Genomic DNA, 16208 nt, shown 5'->3' on the forward strand with positions numbered 1-16208 from the left:
ACATTACCTGCATTATTTCGCGTACCGCAGCGTGGCATTTAGAGCCAACGCGGCGGTATCAATTCTTGTGCCGCTCAGTAAAGAGCGGGCGTCGCAGCACCGAGCAAGGGCTCTCAAGACACTGTTGTCACGTCCTTAATGAGCTGCTCTTTTTATTCCGGTCTCTTTCGGGAGATAGCTTGCATCCAGAGGGAGGCTTCTTGCTGCATAGATATGCCGAGACACAGGCCCACCAGGAAAGCTTCCAGTGGAATTCCAACTTATCGGGAAAGCGAACTCAGGTCAAATAGCCAGCTTTGTTGCGGGTAATTGGCTTTTTTGTCACTTAATCAAATGATTATTAAGGTTTTTTTGCGTAAATTTATGTCAATCTCCCGCTGCGCATTCCCCCAGGAAGTGTGAGCCGTCTCACTGTGACCCAGCCCTCTAATATCCAAACAATGCTGGCAGGAAGGGTTATAACAGCATTTAATTCTGTTGGGGGCAGTTGATACACAGCATGTATCTGTTTTTCTTATGGCGTCATATTTGAATCAAAATGGGGCTGCCATTAGTAAAATTAATCACGCGAGGCGTGCTTAAAAAATCACTTAAGTTGAATGGGTATGCAATAAAGAGGTGCAACCATCAGGAAAAATGGCTGCCAGGGTGCTGATTAGCACAGGATGTTGAGATAAGGCCCGCAAAAGCGCGGCCCTCCAGATTATTCAGTTGGCAGAATTAGTCAAGCGCTTTGCGCATATAGAAGGGAACGTCGGCGAAATCGCGCTGCGATGCACCATTACAGGGCATAACCCGCGTGATATGGCAGGGTGAAGCGGGGCAGCGCAGCGATAATTACGCTATCATGAGCCAGATTTCGTTCAGGGAGCTCGTAATGAAACAGATTCGTCTTTTAGCGCAGTACTACGTTGATTTGATGGTCAAACTCGGCCTGGTGCGTTTTTCGCTACTGTTAGCCTCGGCGCTGGTCGTACTGGCGATGGTGGTGCAGATGGCCGTCACCATGGTGTTGCGCGGACATGTGGAAAGCATCGACGTTGTCCGCTCCATCTTCTTCGGTCTGTTAATTACGCCCTGGGCAGTCTATTTCCTCTCGGTGGTGGTCGATCAGCTGGAAGAGTCGCGCCAACGCCTGTCAAAACTGGTGGATAAGCTGGAAGAGATGCGTACGCGCGATCTCGAGCTTAATCAGCAGATGAAGGAGACCATCACCCAGCTTAATCAGGAAATTAACGATCGTATTAAAGCTGAGCAGGCGCGTGAGCAGGTGATGGATAAGCTGCGCGAAGAGATGGCACGACGCGAGCAGGCGCAAATCGAGCTGGAACAGCAATCCTCCTTCCTGCGCTCTTTCCTCGATGCATCACCGGATTTGGTGTTCTACCGCAACATTGATAAGCAGTTCTCCGGTTGTAACCGCGCCATGGAACTGCTAACCGGAATGAGTGAAAAGCAGTTGATAGGCCTGACTCCGCGCGATATCTACGATGACGAAGCCGCCACTAAAGTGCTGGAAACTGATGAGAAGGTGTTCCGCCACAATGTATCGCTGACGTACGAACAGTGGCTGCAATATCCCGACGGTCGCAAAGCCTGTTTCGAAATCCGTAAAGTGCCCTATTACGACCGTGTGGGTAAACGCAGTGGCCTAATGGGCTTTGGCCGCGATATTACCGAGCGTAAGCGCTATCAGGACGCGCTGGAGAACGCCAGCCGTGAGAAGACCACCTTTATTTCTACTATCAGCCACGAGCTGCGTACGCCGCTGAATGGCATCGTTGGGCTGAGCCGCATCCTGCTGGATACCGATCTCAATCAGGAGCAACTCAAGTACCTCAAAACCATCCACGTTTCAGCCATCACGCTGGGCAACATCTTCAATGACGTGATCGAAGTGGACAAAATCGAGCGCCGTAAAGTGCAGCTGGATAATCAACCGCTGGATTTCACCGGCTTCCTCGCCGATCTGGAAAATCTCTCTGGCCTGCTGGCGCAGCCAAAAGGGCTGAAGTTTGTCATGGCGCCAGAGTTGCCGCTGCCGCATAAAATCTCGGCGGATGGTACGCGCTTGCGTCAGATTCTGTGGAACCTGATTGGCAACGCCGTGAAATTTACCCAGCAGGGCGAGATTGTGGTGCGCGTCGCCTATCGTCAGGATGAAACGCTGCACTTTGAAGTGCAGGATTCCGGCATGGGCATTCCGGAGGAAGAGCAGGATAAGATCTTCGCGATGTATTACCAGGTGAAAGATCAACATGGCGGCAAACCAGCGACGGGCACCGGCATCGGTTTAGCGGTTTCGCGTCGTCTGGCACAGGCGATGGGCGGCGATATCAGTGTCAGTAGCGTCGCGGGGCAGGGTTCCTGCTTTACCGTCGAGATTAACGCGCCACGCGTCGCTGAGGAAGTAGAAGACGACAATCTGGATGACAGCATGCCGTTGCCGGCGCTGCACGTGTTGCTGGTGGAAGATATCGAGCTCAACGTCATCGTGGCGCGTTCAGTGCTGGAGAAACTGGGCTGCAGCGTTGACGTCGCGATGACCGGAACAGACGCGCTGGCGATGTTTGATCCGCAGGAGTTCGATCTGGTGCTTCTCGACATTCAGCTACCGGATATGACCGGCCTCGACGTGTCGCGCGCTATCCATCAGCGTTATGCCGATGTGGCGCTGCCGCCGCTGGTGGCATTGACCGCTAACGTGCTAAAAGACAAAAAAGAGTATCTCGATGCCGGCATGGATGATGTGTTGAGCAAGCCGCTTGCCGTGCCAGCGCTGACGGCGGTGATCAAGAAGTTCTGGGACTATCAGCCTGAGCAGGAAGAGATAGCCAGCGAGTCATCAGACGAGCAGTCACGCACGCTGTTGGATGTGGCGATGCTGGAACAATACATTGAGCTGGTTGGCCCAGGATTGATTACCCAAAGCCTCACTATGTTTGAGCAGATGATGCCGGGTTATCTCGACGTGCTGGATTCCAACATGATGGCGCGCGATCAAAAAGGCATAGCTGAAGAAGGGCACAAGATTAAAGGTGCAGCAGGTTCGGTTGGCTTACTGCATTTACAGCAGTTAGCGAAACAGATTCAGTCGCCGGAATTGCCAGCGTGGTGGGACAACGTGCAAGAGTGGGTCGACGAATTAAAACATGAATGGCTCAATGACGTGAACGTGTTACGTGAATGGGTTGCAGAGCGGGAAAAATTACAGGACGTTAGAAAAAAATGACCCCAGTCGAAACTGGGGTGCGCGAATACTGCGCCAACACCAGGGAAATGGGTACTGCTGCTATTATTAGAAATCGAATAAGAAAGCAACAGTTCGGTATTGGTTAACGCTTCAAAATCACCTTAACAAATTCGCCAATGCTTGCGACAAGATTCATTAAATTGTGTGATGTTGAGCAGCGATTAAATACAGAAAACATTAATTTGCTGACACAGTCAAGCAAGGAATTAATTTCTTTGCCATATTGCACTTTTTTTGACCAAATGTTCTGCTTTTTGCCTGGTTTTGCTGCAGTGACCGGCAGGAAAAGCCTGACACAAGCATGGAAAATCTGATTCTGACAAAAAATTGAGGTTAAGTAAGATTAACACTCTGATATTGATGGATAAAAACAGATTTTTCGGCGGGTTATCCAAAACGTTTTGGAAACCTTAAACGGAAAGTTCCAGTTTATAGTTTATTGAATAATGTAAACCAAACGTGCGGTAAATCGCTTTACCATCCGTGAGGTCGAATGCATGCAGGATCAGACAGATTTGGGCGCATTTTTCAGAATGGTCTCTGTTATCAATGAACAAGTTCGCACAACAATAAAATTGATAGTTAAGCATCATGAAAGCATTTACGTGAGCGATATCACATTCAGTTAAGTGTTCATGCATGCAGCATTTGATCTATTGATCGTTATGGAACCGATTCCTTTTTGGCGGAAGTGCTTGATGTGATTGGCTCTAATAGAGGAACACTGATTGCGATGGCAACAATTTTTCAGGCGTCTTTACCAGTCTGAGGATAAAATTTAGTGGTTAATCGTTGGTATTCGCTATCGTGACTTGGGTGATTGATTAATACAGGGAACAGGTAAGAGAAAATTGCATGAGCAAGAGTAAAGGGACATTGGGAAAACGTATTAAAGTGCTGATTGCTAAAGCGCTACTGGCATGGCTTGGCATCTGGTTAGCGGGCATTTTGCTGTTTGCTTTTTTACCGGTACCGTTCTCAGCGGTGATGGTGGAACGGCAAATCAGCGCCTGGTTTACTGGGCGCTTTGATTATGTGGCGCACTCGGATTGGGTCGGCATGGACGAAATCTCGCCGTGGATGGCATTAGCAGTTATCGCTTCTGAGGATCAAAAGTTTCCCGAGCATTGGGGCTTTGATGTCGATGCCATCCAGTCAGTGCTGGATAACGATGGCAATGAACGCATGCGCGGTGCTTCAACGCTTTCACAGCAGACGGCGAAAAACTTGTTTCTGTGGGATGGTCGTAGTTGGTTGCGTAAAGGGCTGGAAGCAGGATTAACGGTGGGAGTCGAAACCGTGTGGACTAAGCGGCGTATCCTGACGGTTTATCTTAATATCGCAGAATTTGGCGACGGCGTGTTTGGCGTGGAAGAAGCTTCACAGCGCTATTTCCATAAACCCGCTAGCCGCCTGACGATGTCTGAAGCGGCGTTACTGGCAGCGGTGCTGCCCAATCCGATCCGTTTCCGCGCCGATGCGCCTTCAGGCTACACGCGGCAGCGGCAGCAGTGGATTATGCGGCAGATGCGCCAGTTGGGCGGCGAGGGTTTCCTCAATCGCTACAAGCTGCACTGATAGGTTTAATCCTCGTCAAAGCCCGCTTCAAACAGTTCAATAACCGCTGCCAGCGCATGCTCTTCCTGCGGGCCGCTGGCTTCAATCTCAATATGGCCGCCTTTCGCTGAGTCGAGCATCAGCAGCGCAATCACGCTGCTGGCTTCGGCTTCGGTGCCCGATTCGTTACGCAGCAACACTTCAGCATCAAAACTCTGCACCAGCTCGAACAGCTTCATTGCCGGGCGCGCGTGCATGCCCAGCTTGTTACGAATCTCAACGGTTTGCTTCACGGTCATGATTTGCGTTTTTCCAGAGTGCGATGACGAGATTGCACGTTTTTACCGCGTGAACGGAAATAATCCGCCAGTTGTTCAGCGATATACACTGAACGATGTTTTCCGCCAGTACAGCCGATGGCGACGGTGAGATAGCTGCGGTTATTGGTTTCCAGCATCGGCAGCCACAGTTCCAGATAGCTGCGCGTTTGATAGATAAAGTTGTGCACTTCGGTGTGACGATCGAGGAAGGCGGCAACCGGACGATCCAGGCCGGTCATCGGACGCAGCTTAGGATCCCAGTGCGGATTCGGCAGGAAACGCACATCGAAGACATAATCGGCGTCGATCGGAATGCCGTGTTTAAAGCCGAATGACTCAAACACCATGGTCAGTTCACGCTCGCGCTTGCCCAGCAGGCGCGTACGTAGCATTTCCGCCAATTCATGAACCGACATCTCGGACGTATCGATAATCAGATCGGCGCGTGAGCGCAGCGGCTCCAGCAGATCGTTCTCTTCATCGATAGCACTCTCCAGCGACAGATTTTTGCTGGAGAGCGGATGCAGACGACGCGTATCGCTGTAGCGGCGAATCAGCGTGTTGCGATCGGTATCGAGAAACAGCAGCTGCGGCGAGAAGGTATCCGGCAGATTATTGAGCGCGGCCTCAAAGACTTCCGGTGATTCCGGCATGTTGCGCACGTCAATGCTGACCGCCGCAGAGATATTGCGTTCGGTTAAGGTATTCGCCAGCTCCGGTAGCAATACCACCGGCAAGTTGTCGACACAGTAGAAGCCCATATCTTCAAGGGCACGCAGCGCGACTGATTTTCCTGAGCCTGACCGACCGCTAACGATCATCAGCACCATCACATTTCTCCCGTTTTAAACCGGCGAACAGGCCGGTAAAAGTGTTTCTCGCTTAAGAGTGTGCTTCCTGAGCTTCTGTGATAATGGCGTAGAGCTCTTCGTCGCTCTGTGCCGCACGCAAACGACGACATACGGTTTTATCCGCCAGACGTTTGGCAACCAGCGAAAGCGTGTGCAAGTGGGTTTTACACTGGTCCGCAGGTACCAGCAGGGCAAACAGCAGGTCAACCGGCTGATTGTCTACCGCATCAAAAGCGATAGGCTGATCGAGGCTGATAAACACGCCGACAGCGCGTAAGGTGTCCTCCTCCAGCTTGCCATGTGGAATGGCGATGCCGTTGCCAATACCGGTACTGCCCATACGTTCGCGGGTCAGGATGGCTTCGAAAAGCGTCTGGTGCGGCAGATTGAGCTGCTTCGCTGCCAGCTCGCTGATAATTTCCAGCGCGCGTTTTTTACTCTGGCAGTGTACGCCGCTACGGGTACAGTCCAGTGAAAGGACCGAGCTCAATTCCAGTGTTAGATCGTTGTTCATCATCGTTTCACTTGCGAGTTCACATAGCCGCGAGGTTCAGGCGATTGATTTCATTGCCCTTCGTCCGCTGGCGCTTGCGCAGATGACAAAACGGGGCGGTAATATCCGCCCCATTTATGCTCTAAGTGCCGAATCAGTCAGCACTCTGCAAGCGTGAAGGTTAGTGTTTTTTCAGTTTGTCTTTGTGTTTGGTCAGCTGACGGGAAAGCTTGTCGATTAACCCGTCGATGGCCGCGTACATGTCTTCCGCTTCCGATGTGGCGTGCAGCTCCCCGCCGTTGACGTGAAGTGTTGCATCCGCAATCTGCGTCACCTTCTCTACCTTCAGAACAATATAAACCTGATTGATGCGATCAAAATAGTGTTCCAGTTTGGCAAATTTGGTATTTACAAATTCACGCAGAGGTTCGGTAATCTCAACATTAAGTCCGGTAAGGTTTAGCTGCATAGGTCTTCCTTCTTCGTTCGGTCAAACTAGCTGTTTACGCTGGTTTGATGGCGGTATAGATAAAGACTCGCGATATTTAGCAACCGTACGTCGCGCTACCATGATGCCCTGTTCGGATAACATGGAGGTCAGTTTGCTGTCGCTCAAGGGTTTTGCGGGGTTTTCCGCCGAGATCAATTTTTTCACTAATGCACGAATCGCCGTGGACGAGGCTTCGCCGCCGCCTTCGGTGTTGACGTGACTGGAGAAAAAATACTTCAGTTCAAAGATGCCACGCGGGCTGTGTAAATACTTTTGCGTGGTCACGCGGGAAATAGTGGATTCGTGCATATCAACAGCCTGAGCGATATCCGCCAGCACCATCGGACGCATGTACTCCTCACCCTGCTCAAAAAACGCCTGCTGCTGTTCAACGATACAGCGTGTCACTTTCAGCAGCGTGTCGTTACGGCTCTCCAGGCTCTTAATCAGCCACTTGGCTTCCTGTAAGTTGCTACGAATAAACTGATTATCGCTTTCATTACGGCCTGCTCCGCCCATCGCAGCATACTGCTGATTGATTTTCAGGCGCGGCATGCTGTCGGAATTCAGTTCAACCGTCCAGCGCTTGCTGATTTTGCGCACCAGCACATCGGGAATAACATATTCCGGTTCGCTGGTATTGATTGACTGGCCAGGGCGCGGATCGAGTGACTGAATCAGCAACATCGCCTCTTTCAGCACCTCTTCCTTCAGACGCGTTACGCGCATCAGGCTGCGGAAGTCATGGTTGGCCAGCAGATCAAGATGTTCGCTCACAATCAGGCGCGCTTCCGCCAGCATGGGCGTAGCGGCATCATATTGCGAAAGCTGCACTAACAGGCAATCACGCAAATCACGCGCACCGACGCCGACCGGATCGAAACGCTGCACCCGTTTGAGCACGGCTTCAACTTCTTCTAGCGTCAGCTCTTCATCGCCAATACTGTCATAAATATCTTGTAAGCTGACGGTGAGATAGCCGGTGTCGTCAATGGCATCAACAATGGATGTAGCGATGGCGCGATCGGTATCAGTGAACGGCGTTAACTCAACCTGCCACATCAGGTAATCCTGCAGCGATTGCGTGGTTTCGCCCTGATAGATTGGCAGTTCGTCATCCTGGTAATCGGTGCCGGTGCCTGACGGCGTGCCCGCAGTGTAGATTTCGTCCCAGGTGGCGTCGAGCGGGAGATCTTCAGGCATGTCTTTCTGTTCAAGAGCTTCACGCGTGTCTAATGAATCACTCTCTTGTTCCTGAAATTCGCGCGCGTCGACTTCTTCGTGCAGATCGGTTTGTTCAAGCAGCGGATTGCTTTCCAGCGCCAGTTGGAGTTCTTGCTGGAGTTCAAGCGTAGAGAGTTGCAGCAAGCGAATGGCTTGCTGCAACTGTGGAGTCATCGCCAGCTGTTGGCTGAGCCTGAGTTGCAAACCTTGCTTCATAATTCGGTTAGAATTTCCTAAGCAAACGTAGGGTGTTACGACACCTTATCAGAGTCTGAACTCTTCGCCCAAATAAACACGCTTAACCTGCTCATCTACAAGAATTTCATCAGGCGTGCCATGGGCAATTAAATGCCCCTGGCTAACTATATAAGCGCGTTCACACACCGCGAGGGTTTCACGCACGTTGTGGTCGGTAATCAGCACGCCAAGGCCGCTGTCACGCAGATGCTCGATGATTTTCTTGATGTCGATAACCGAAATGGGGTCAACACCGGCAAAAGGCTCATCCAGCAGGATGAATTTAGGATTAGCCGCCAGCGCGCGAGCAATTTCTACACGACGGCGTTCACCACCCGACAGCGCCTGGCCCATGCTGTCGCGCAGATGGCCGATATGGAACTCTTCCATCAGCTCGTTGGCACGATCCTGACGCTGCTCTTCTGTCAGATCATCACGGATCTGCAGCACCGCCATCAGGTTGTCGTACACGCTCAGGCGACGGAAGATCGAGGCTTCCTGCGGCAGATAGCCGATACCGCGACGGGCACGCGCATGCAGCGGCAGGATGCTGATGTCTTCATCATCAATTACGATGCGGCCCGCATCGCGCGGCACAATTCCGACCACCATGTAAAAGGTGGTGGTTTTACCGGCACCGTTTGGGCCCAGCAGGCCGACAATCTCGCCGGATTTTACCTGCAGGCTAACATCTTCCACCACGCGGCGGCCTTTGTAGGCTTTCGCCAGGTTCTCAGCGATTAGTGTAGCCATAGCAATCAGTTACTCTTTTTAGGGCTCGCGGACGAACCGTTTTTGTCCTGCAGCTGCGACGGAACCAGAACGGTGGTCACGCGCTTGCTGTCACCCTGGCTGAACGCCTGCATCTTCTGCTCTTTCACCAGGTAAGTGATGCGGTCGCCTTTAATGTTGCTATCCTGCTGCTGAATGAAGGCATTACCGGTCAGCTCAACAAAATCATTCGCCAGTTCATAGTGCAGTTTACTGGCGTGGCCTTGCACCGGCTTACCGTTATCCTGCATCTGATAGAAGGTGGCTGGCGTGCCGTAAGCATCAACGATGGTTTTCTTGCTATCGCCGCCCGGACGGGTGACGACCACTTTATCGGCGGTAATCTTGATGGAACCCTGGGTCACAATCACGTTGCCGGTAAAGGTCGCGACGTTGCCCTGCAGATCCAGCGCCTGGTTGACGGAGTCAATATTCACCGGTTTGTCTGAGTCGCCGGTTAATGCCAGCGCAGGCAGGCTCGTTGCCAGCAGCGTACTCACCAGCAATAACTTAAGGCTATTTTTGTTCATTTTGAATTTCATAGGAAGTTTTGACCTTTTCAAGCAGCTCAGCATGTTTCGTCCGTAAATTGCCGCGCATTTTCATGCCAGTGGAATTAAAACTGCGGCCAAAAAGGGTGACTTGATCGTCAGATGTCACATCCTGGGTGACCAAATTAACCTGAGCGTTATCGGTAAGGATGCGCTCAAGCTGTGAATCCTGGGTCAAAGTATTGACGACAACGTTGCCATAAAGATAAAGCATACGATCTTTAGTCAGCTTTGCCTTATCGGCGCGCACCGACCATGTCGCGACTTTGTTTACGTCATAGGTGGTCATCACCGGATTATCGAACCAACTTATCTCATCGGCAGCAAAGTAGGTGACTTTATCGGAGACCAGCTTATAGCCCAGCGCGCCTGTTGGGTTATACACCACCGTGTTCGATTTCTCGCTGGTGTAGGTTGGCGCTTGATCGTTAGTCGCCACCGGCGTTCGGTCGTCATCCTGGTTGGTGAGATTCCAGCCGATCAGCACTAAGGCGATCAAGGCCAGGATCAGCGTCATCCAACGCCTGCTCTTACTCATATTGATTGCCCTTTGGCATCCTCAAATTTGTTCTGCGCCATCAAGATCAGATCGCACAACTCACGTACCGCGCCGCGGCCACCGGCAATGCGGGTAACATAATGCGCACGCGGCAGTAAAATCGGGTGGGCATCGGCAACGGCCACGCTCAAACCCGCCTGCGCCATCACCGGCCAGTCGATCAGGTCATCGCCAATGTAGGCGACCTGATCGGCGGTTAATGACAGTTTATCCAGGAGTTCCCGCCAGGCCAAAAGCTTATCCGATTGTCCCTGGTAAAGATGCGTAATGCCGAGCGTCTTACAGCGATCTTCCAGCAGTTTTGCTTTGCGGCCGGTAATAATAGCCACTTCGATGCCGGAGGTCAGCAAGCAACGCACGCCATAACCATCGCGCACGTTAAAAGCCTTCAGCTCTTCACCGCTGTTGCCCATGTAAATCACGCCATCCGACATCACGCCATCGACGTCACAAATCAGCAGGCGAATCTTCGCAGCACGCGCCATGACGTCCGCGCTCACCGGACCGTAGCAAGTCTCGACCATCGCCGTTTCAGCACTCATTGTTTCTTCCTGTTCAGACTACGCCAGCGCGCAGCATGTCATGCATATGTACCACACCGAGCAGGCGATCGTCATCGGCCACCAGCAGGGCGGTGATGTTTTTGTTTTGCATCAGATTAAGGGCATCGACCGCGAGCATATTCGGGCGCACGCGGATACCGCCGCTGGTCATCACTTCCTGAATGGTGGCTTTCTGGAAATCGATGCCCATATCGAACACGCGGCGCAAGTCACCATCGGTGAAGATGCCTTCGATTTTCATCAGGTCATCAACAATCACCGTTAAACCAAGATTCTTGCGGGTAATTTCCAGCAGCGCATCGCGCATTGAGGCATCACGGCTGACGTGCGGGATTTCATCGCCGCTGTGCATGATATCGCTGACGTGCAGCAGCAGTTTGCGGCCCAACGCACCGCCGGGATGCGATAGCGCAAAATCTTCCTGGGTAAATCCGCGCGCTTCCAGCAACGCCACGGCCAGCGCATCACCCATGACTAAGGTGGCGGTGGTGCTGGTGGTCGGCGCCAGGCCGAGCGGACAGGCTTCCTGCGGCACTTTCACGCACAGATGCACATCCGCCGCGCGGCCCATCGCGCTGTCCGGACGGCCGGTGATACAGATCAGCTGTACCTTCTGGCGCTTTAACACCGGCACCAACGCAAGGATTTCGCCGGATTCACCGCTGTTGGAAATCGCTATCACCACATCATTGGTGCTGACCATGCCGAGATCGCCGTGGCTGGCTTCACCGGGATGCACAAAGAAAGAGGGCGTACCGGTGCTGGCAAAAGTCGCGGCCATCTTTTTACCGATATGTCCGGATTTGCCCATGCCCATCACCACCACTTTGCCACGGCAGGCAAAGATCATCGCGCAGGCGCGATCGAAATCATCATTGATATATTGATCAAGCTGCTCCAGCCCTTCGCGTTCGATGCGCAGCACCGCTTTACCTGCTTGCTGAAAATCGAAATCCGGTTGCTGATGTGACATGGTCAGTCCGTCCTTAATAGCTTGTGATAAGCATGGGGCTAAGCCACAGCCATAGCACCCACGCGATAAAACCACCTAATAATAGTGTGCCTGCGATACGACCAATACGGCGTTTACGCAGCAGGCAGAGCAGGGCGAACAGCACGCTCACCGCCAGCATCACCCAGTAATCACGCGCGAAGGCATGCGCATCAACGCTACCGGGATGAATCAGCGCTGGCAGGCCGAGCACAATCGCCAGATTGAAAATGTTGGCGCCGATCAGGTTACCGATAGCGATATCGTCCTCACCTTTCAGCGCGCCGGCCACAACGGTGGCCAGTTCGGGCAAGCTGGTGCCGACGGCAATCAGCGTCAGGCCCATCACCAGTTCGCTTACACCGAAGTAGTCAGCAAAGACGGTGGCGTTGTCGATCACCATACGCGTCGACATCGGCAGAATAATTAGCGCCACCGCCAGCCACAGAAAGGCCACGGTATTGCCGGCTTCATCGCGCGGTAGTTCGGCCAGTTGTTCACGGGTGAGCGTGTCGTTATTGTCACGTTCAGCACGGCGAGCAATGCGGATCACCACCAGCAGATAACCCAGCGCGATCAGTAGCAACGCAACGCCATCGAGACGGCTGAGGTGATTATCAAACAGCATGATGCCGCTGAGCAGTGAGACTAGCAGCATTAATGGCAGTTCGCGCCGAATCAGATTGGAGTGTACTGTCAATGGATGGAGCAACGCTGCGCCACCCAGAATCAAGAGAATGTTGGTGATGTTCGAGCCCAGCGCGGTGCCGACCGCTAAATCCATTTGTCCATGCTGCGCGGCTGAAAATGAGACAATCAATTCCGGCAATGATGTGCCAATGCTCACCACCGTCATACCTATGATCAGCGGTGGGATGCCAAAGGATCGACAGAGGATCGCGGCGCTAAATACCAGACGGTCGGCGCCGTAAACCAGTAAAATCAATCCGATAAACAGCAAGGCAGAGGCTACGAACATTAAAAATCCTTGATGGATGGAGGTGTCGGCGAACCTTGTCCGACAGGTAAAAACATTCTGCACGCACTAACAGGCGCTGATTTTGACTGTCTGAGAGGCAAAAGTAAATTTTAAGGCCGTTTTCGCCACACTAAGTGGGTAAGTTTCTGTAAAACTATCGTGCATTCGAGGCTACCAGGCTACCATCCACCGCTTTGATAGCGCCCGATCCGCATAAAGAGGTAAAGATGATCCAGCAGCAAACGAATCTGGTTGAGGTTCGTGGCGTCAGTTTCACGCGCGGAGATCGTACAATCTTTGACGATATCTCGTTAACGGTACCCGCCGGCAAAGTCACCGCGATTATGGGGCCGTCCGGAATTGGTAAAACCACGCTTTTACGTCTGATTGGCGGGCAATTACAGCCCGACAAAGGCGAGATTTGGTTCCGCGATCAGAATATCCCGACGCTTTCCCGCACGAAATTGTACGAAGCGCGTAAAAAAATGAGCATGCTGTTTCAGTCAGGTGCGCTGTTTACCGATCTCAACGTGTATGAAAACGTTGCCTGGCCGTTGCGTGAACATACGCAGTTGCCGCCAGAACTGTTGCACAGCACCGTATTGATGAAGCTGGAAGCGGTGGGATTGCGTGGTGCTGCGAAACTGATGCCTGCCGAACTCTCTGGCGGTATGGCGCGCCGTGCGGCGCTGGCGCGTGCTATCGCGCTGGAACCGGAGCTGATCATGTTCGATGAGCCATTTGTCGGCCAGGATCCGATCACCATGGGCGTGCTGGTAAAGTTAATTGATGAACTGAATCATGCCTTGGGCCTGACCTGCATTGTGGTTTCACACGATGTGCCTGAGGTATTGAGCATTGCCGATCATGCCTATATTGTTGCCGGACAAAAAATTATTGCTCAGGGCAGCGCGCCGGAACTGCGGGAAAATCCCGATCCGCGTGTGCGCCAGTTTATCGAGGGTCATGCGGATGGTCCGGTGCCGTTTCGCTTTGCCGCTGGCGATTATCTCAGCGACTTGACCCGCTCAGGGAGAACGTAAACTGATGTTGTTACAGGCGCTAGCGTCATTTGGACGTCAGGGAATTAATACCTGTGCCGCTTTTGGCCGCGCAGGCCTCATGCTATTTCATGCGCTGGTGGGTAAGCCGGCGTTTCGTCGCCATGCGCCGCTGCTGGTAAAACAGCTCTACAGCGTGGGCGTGTTATCGTTGCTGATCATCGTGGTATCAGGCCTGTTTATTGGCATGGTGCTGGGTCTGCAAGGCTATCTGGTGCTCACCACCTACAACGCTGAAACCAGCCTTGGCATGCTGGTGGCGCTCTCGCTGCTGCGTGAACTCGGTCCGGTCGTCACGGCGTTGCTGTTTGCAGGCCGTGCAGGTTCAGCGTTAACCGCTGAAATCGGGCTGATGAAAGCCACCGAACAGCTCTCCAGCATGGAGATGATGGCCGTCGATCCGTTACGTCGTGTGGTATCACCGCGCTTCTGGGCCGGCTTTATCAGCATGCCGCTGCTGGCGCTGATCTTTACCGCCGTCGGTATTGCCGGTGGCGCGCTGGTGGGTGTGAGCTGGAAAGGGATCGATCCTGGTTTCTTCTGGTCGGCGATGCAAAATGCGGTGGATTTCCGCACTGATGTCGTTAACTGCATGATCAAAAGCGCGGTCTTTGCCGTCACGGTAACCTGGATTGCGCTATTTAATGGCTATGATGCCATCCCGACCTCGGAAGGGATCAGTCGGGCGACGACGCGTACCGTGGTGCATGCTTCACTGGCGGTACTCGGTTTGGATTTTGTGCTGACAGCACTGATGTTTGGGAATTGATGCAATGCAAAGCAAGAAAAACGAAATCTGGGTTGGCGTCTTCATGCTGGCTGCGCTGCTGGCGCTGTTATTCCTCGCCCTGCGCGTCGCCGATCTCAAAACAATCGGCACCGAACCGACGTGGAAGATGTATGCCACCTTCGATAATATCGGCGGACTGAAAGTCAGTTCTCCGGTAAAAATTGGCGGCGTGTTAATTGGTCGGGTGTCAGATATCGCGCTGGATGAGAAAACCCTTTCACCGCGTGTAACCATGGATATCAGCGATAAATTCGCCAATAAGATTCCAGACACCAGCTCATTAGCCATTCGCACCCAAGGTCTGCTTGGTGAGCAGTTCCTGGCGTTGAATTTAGGTTTTGACGATCCCGAGCTTGGCTCATCGATGCTGAAAGATGGCGGCACCCTGCGTGACACCAAATCGGCACTGGTGCTGGAAGACCTGATTGGTCAATTCCTCTATAAGAGCGGCGATAACAAACCCGACAACAAATCCCAGGGCGCGGAGAGCGCACCAGCAGCACCTGCAACAACGGAATAACCTACGAGGTAAAACATGATGTTTAAACGTTTACTGATGATTGCCGTGTTGGCAATCGCACCGCTGGCAGCCAACGCCGCAGCGGATCAAACTAATCCTTACAAGCTGATGAACGAAGCGGCGGATAAGACCTTCACCCGTCTGAAAAACGAACAGCCGAAGATTAAGCAGGATCCGAACTATCTGCGCGAAGTGGTGCGTCAGGAACTGATGCCGTACGTACAGGTAAAATATGCCGGTGCGTTGGTTCTCGGCCGCTATTATCGTGATGCGACACCGGCGCAACGTGATGCCTACTTTGCCGCGTTCGGTGATTATCTGGCGCAGGCTTACGGCCAGGCGCTGGCGCTGTATAACGGTCAAACTTACCAAATCCAGCCGGAACAGCCGATTGGCGATGCCAATATCGTGGCGATTCGCGTCACCATTATCGATCCGAACGGGCGTCCGCCAGTGCGTCTCGATTTCCAGTGGCGTAAGAACAGCCAGACCGGCAACTGGCAGGCGTATGACATGGTAGCCGAAGGCATCAGCATGATCACCACCAAACAGAATGAGTGGGGCGATCTGCTGCGCACCAAAGGCATTGATGGCCTGACGGCTCAGCTGAAAGTCTATGCAGCACAGCCGATCACCCTGGATAAAAAGCAATAATGAGTGAACCGTTACGCTGGCAGCGTACTGCCAGCACGCTGGCCTTAAGCGGCAAATTAGATCGTGATACCCTGCTGACCTTGTGGCAGGAACGTAACACTGCGGTGGCGGATATCACCACCATTGATGTTGCCGGGCTGGAAAGGGTGGATTCAGCGGGTTTAGCGCTGCTGGTGCATCTGCGTGAAATCGCGCGAGCCCAAGGCAGCGCGCCACTTTTCTCTGGGATCTCAGATAAACTCCAGTCACTGATCACGCTGTATAACCTGCAGCAGATTATTGTTTCTGCGGAAAAAATCGCCTGATCTGCGGATGTTGAAGCTAAGCCCCTGATTTTTTCAGGG

18 protein-coding genes are annotated in these 16208 nt (G+C 52.8%); 7 read left to right on the top strand and 11 right to left on the bottom strand.

Annotation, left to right across the window (positions count from 1 at the left end; all coding sequences use genetic code 11):
• Nucleotides 1-877: 877 nt before the first annotated feature.
• Nucleotides 878-3232: an aerobic respiration two-component sensor histidine kinase ArcB gene (arcB, locus tag ACXIZX_RS01770; RefSeq protein WP_179451886.1), complete on the top strand. Its 2355-nt coding sequence runs from the start codon at nucleotides 878-880 to the stop codon at nucleotides 3230-3232.
• A gap of 876 nt (nucleotides 3233-4108) precedes the next feature.
• Nucleotides 4109-4831: a monofunctional biosynthetic peptidoglycan transglycosylase gene (mtgA, locus tag ACXIZX_RS01775; RefSeq protein WP_479403510.1), complete on the top strand. Its 723-nt coding sequence runs from the start codon at nucleotides 4109-4111 to the stop codon at nucleotides 4829-4831.
• Nucleotides 4832-4836: 5 nt separating this feature from the next.
• Here mtgA and npr read toward each other — a convergent pair whose 3' ends face one another.
• From npr to ACXIZX_RS01830, 11 genes are all read right to left on the bottom strand, one after another.
• The gene (gene npr, locus ACXIZX_RS01780) at nucleotides 4837-5109 is read right to left on the bottom strand and encodes a PTS phosphocarrier protein NPr (RefSeq protein WP_179451887.1); all 273 of its coding nucleotides are present in this window, start codon (nucleotides 5107-5109) and stop codon (nucleotides 4837-4839) included.
• A complete protein-coding gene (gene rapZ / locus ACXIZX_RS01785) occupies nucleotides 5106-5960 on the bottom strand; it encodes an RNase adapter RapZ (RefSeq protein WP_008104378.1) in 855 nt (284 codons plus the stop codon). The genes npr and rapZ overlap by 4 nt, the downstream gene beginning before the upstream one ends.
• Nucleotides 5961-6012: 52 nt before the next feature.
• Entirely contained in the window at nucleotides 6013-6495 is a 483-nt protein-coding gene (gene ptsN, locus ACXIZX_RS01790; RefSeq protein WP_175501705.1) for a PTS IIA-like nitrogen regulatory protein PtsN, read from the bottom strand.
• 160 nt (nucleotides 6496-6655) lie between these two features.
• Entirely contained in the window at nucleotides 6656-6943 is a 288-nt protein-coding gene (hpf, locus tag ACXIZX_RS01795) for a ribosome hibernation promoting factor (protein ID WP_008104375.1), read from the bottom strand.
• Nucleotides 6944-6964: 21 nt separating this feature from the next.
• Nucleotides 6965-8404: an RNA polymerase factor sigma-54 gene (gene rpoN / locus ACXIZX_RS01800; RefSeq protein ID WP_154154511.1), complete on the bottom strand. Its 1440-nt coding sequence runs from the start codon at nucleotides 8402-8404 to the stop codon at nucleotides 6965-6967.
• 48 nt (nucleotides 8405-8452) lie between these two features.
• Nucleotides 8453-9178: an LPS export ABC transporter ATP-binding protein gene (gene lptB / locus ACXIZX_RS01805; RefSeq protein ID WP_008104371.1), complete on the bottom strand. Its 726-nt coding sequence runs from the start codon at nucleotides 9176-9178 to the stop codon at nucleotides 8453-8455.
• Between the two features lie 5 nt (nucleotides 9179-9183).
• A complete protein-coding gene (gene lptA, locus ACXIZX_RS01810; RefSeq protein WP_036648348.1) occupies nucleotides 9184-9738 on the bottom strand; it encodes a lipopolysaccharide ABC transporter substrate-binding protein LptA in 555 nt (184 codons plus the stop codon).
• On the bottom strand, nucleotides 9713-10285 hold the full coding sequence (gene lptC, locus ACXIZX_RS01815) for an LPS export ABC transporter periplasmic protein LptC (protein WP_036648345.1): 573 nt from the start codon (nucleotides 10283-10285) through the stop codon (nucleotides 9713-9715). The genes lptA and lptC overlap by 26 nt, the downstream gene beginning before the upstream one ends.
• Nucleotides 10282-10848 carry a 3-deoxy-manno-octulosonate-8-phosphatase KdsC gene (gene kdsC, locus ACXIZX_RS01820; RefSeq protein WP_154154508.1) on the bottom strand — a complete coding sequence of 189 codons (567 nt, stop codon included), beginning with the start codon at nucleotides 10846-10848 and terminating at the stop codon, nucleotides 10282-10284. Before kdsC ends, lptC begins: the two co-directional genes overlap by 4 nt.
• A gap of 13 nt (nucleotides 10849-10861) precedes the next feature.
• Nucleotides 10862-11842 carry an arabinose-5-phosphate isomerase KdsD gene (kdsD, locus tag ACXIZX_RS01825; protein ID WP_101762279.1) on the bottom strand — a complete coding sequence of 327 codons (981 nt, stop codon included), beginning with the start codon at nucleotides 11840-11842 and terminating at the stop codon, nucleotides 10862-10864.
• Between the two features lie 13 nt (nucleotides 11843-11855).
• Nucleotides 11856-12839, bottom strand: coding sequence for a calcium/sodium antiporter (locus ACXIZX_RS01830; protein ID WP_008104362.1), 984 nt, complete (start codon nucleotides 12837-12839; stop codon nucleotides 11856-11858).
• A 227-nt stretch (nucleotides 12840-13066) separates the two neighbouring features.
• Between ACXIZX_RS01830 and mlaF the strand changes: the two genes are divergently transcribed.
• From mlaF to mlaB, 5 genes are read left to right on the top strand one after another with little or no spacing between them, the layout of a single operon-like run.
• Nucleotides 13067-13882: a phospholipid ABC transporter ATP-binding protein MlaF gene (gene mlaF, locus ACXIZX_RS01835; protein WP_008104360.1), complete on the top strand. Its 816-nt coding sequence runs from the start codon at nucleotides 13067-13069 to the stop codon at nucleotides 13880-13882.
• Nucleotides 13883-13886: 4 nt separating this feature from the next.
• On the top strand, nucleotides 13887-14669 hold the full coding sequence (gene mlaE, locus ACXIZX_RS01840) for a lipid asymmetry maintenance ABC transporter permease subunit MlaE (RefSeq protein WP_007886633.1): 783 nt from the start codon (nucleotides 13887-13889) through the stop codon (nucleotides 14667-14669).
• Nucleotides 14670-14673: 4 nt separating this feature from the next.
• Nucleotides 14674-15210, top strand: a complete 537-nt coding sequence (gene mlaD / locus ACXIZX_RS01845; RefSeq protein ID WP_008104357.1) for an outer membrane lipid asymmetry maintenance protein MlaD — start codon at nucleotides 14674-14676, stop codon at nucleotides 15208-15210.
• Nucleotides 15211-15228: 18 nt separating this feature from the next.
• A complete protein-coding gene (mlaC, locus tag ACXIZX_RS01850) occupies nucleotides 15229-15864 on the top strand; it encodes a phospholipid-binding protein MlaC (protein WP_036648371.1) in 636 nt (211 codons plus the stop codon).
• A complete protein-coding gene (gene mlaB, locus ACXIZX_RS01855; protein ID WP_179451888.1) occupies nucleotides 15864-16169 on the top strand; it encodes a lipid asymmetry maintenance protein MlaB in 306 nt (101 codons plus the stop codon). The genes mlaC and mlaB overlap by 1 nt, the downstream gene beginning before the upstream one ends.
• Nucleotides 16170-16208: the final 39 nt, after the last annotated feature.

The sequence above is a fragment of the Candidatus Pantoea symbiotica genome (assembly GCF_056491525.1).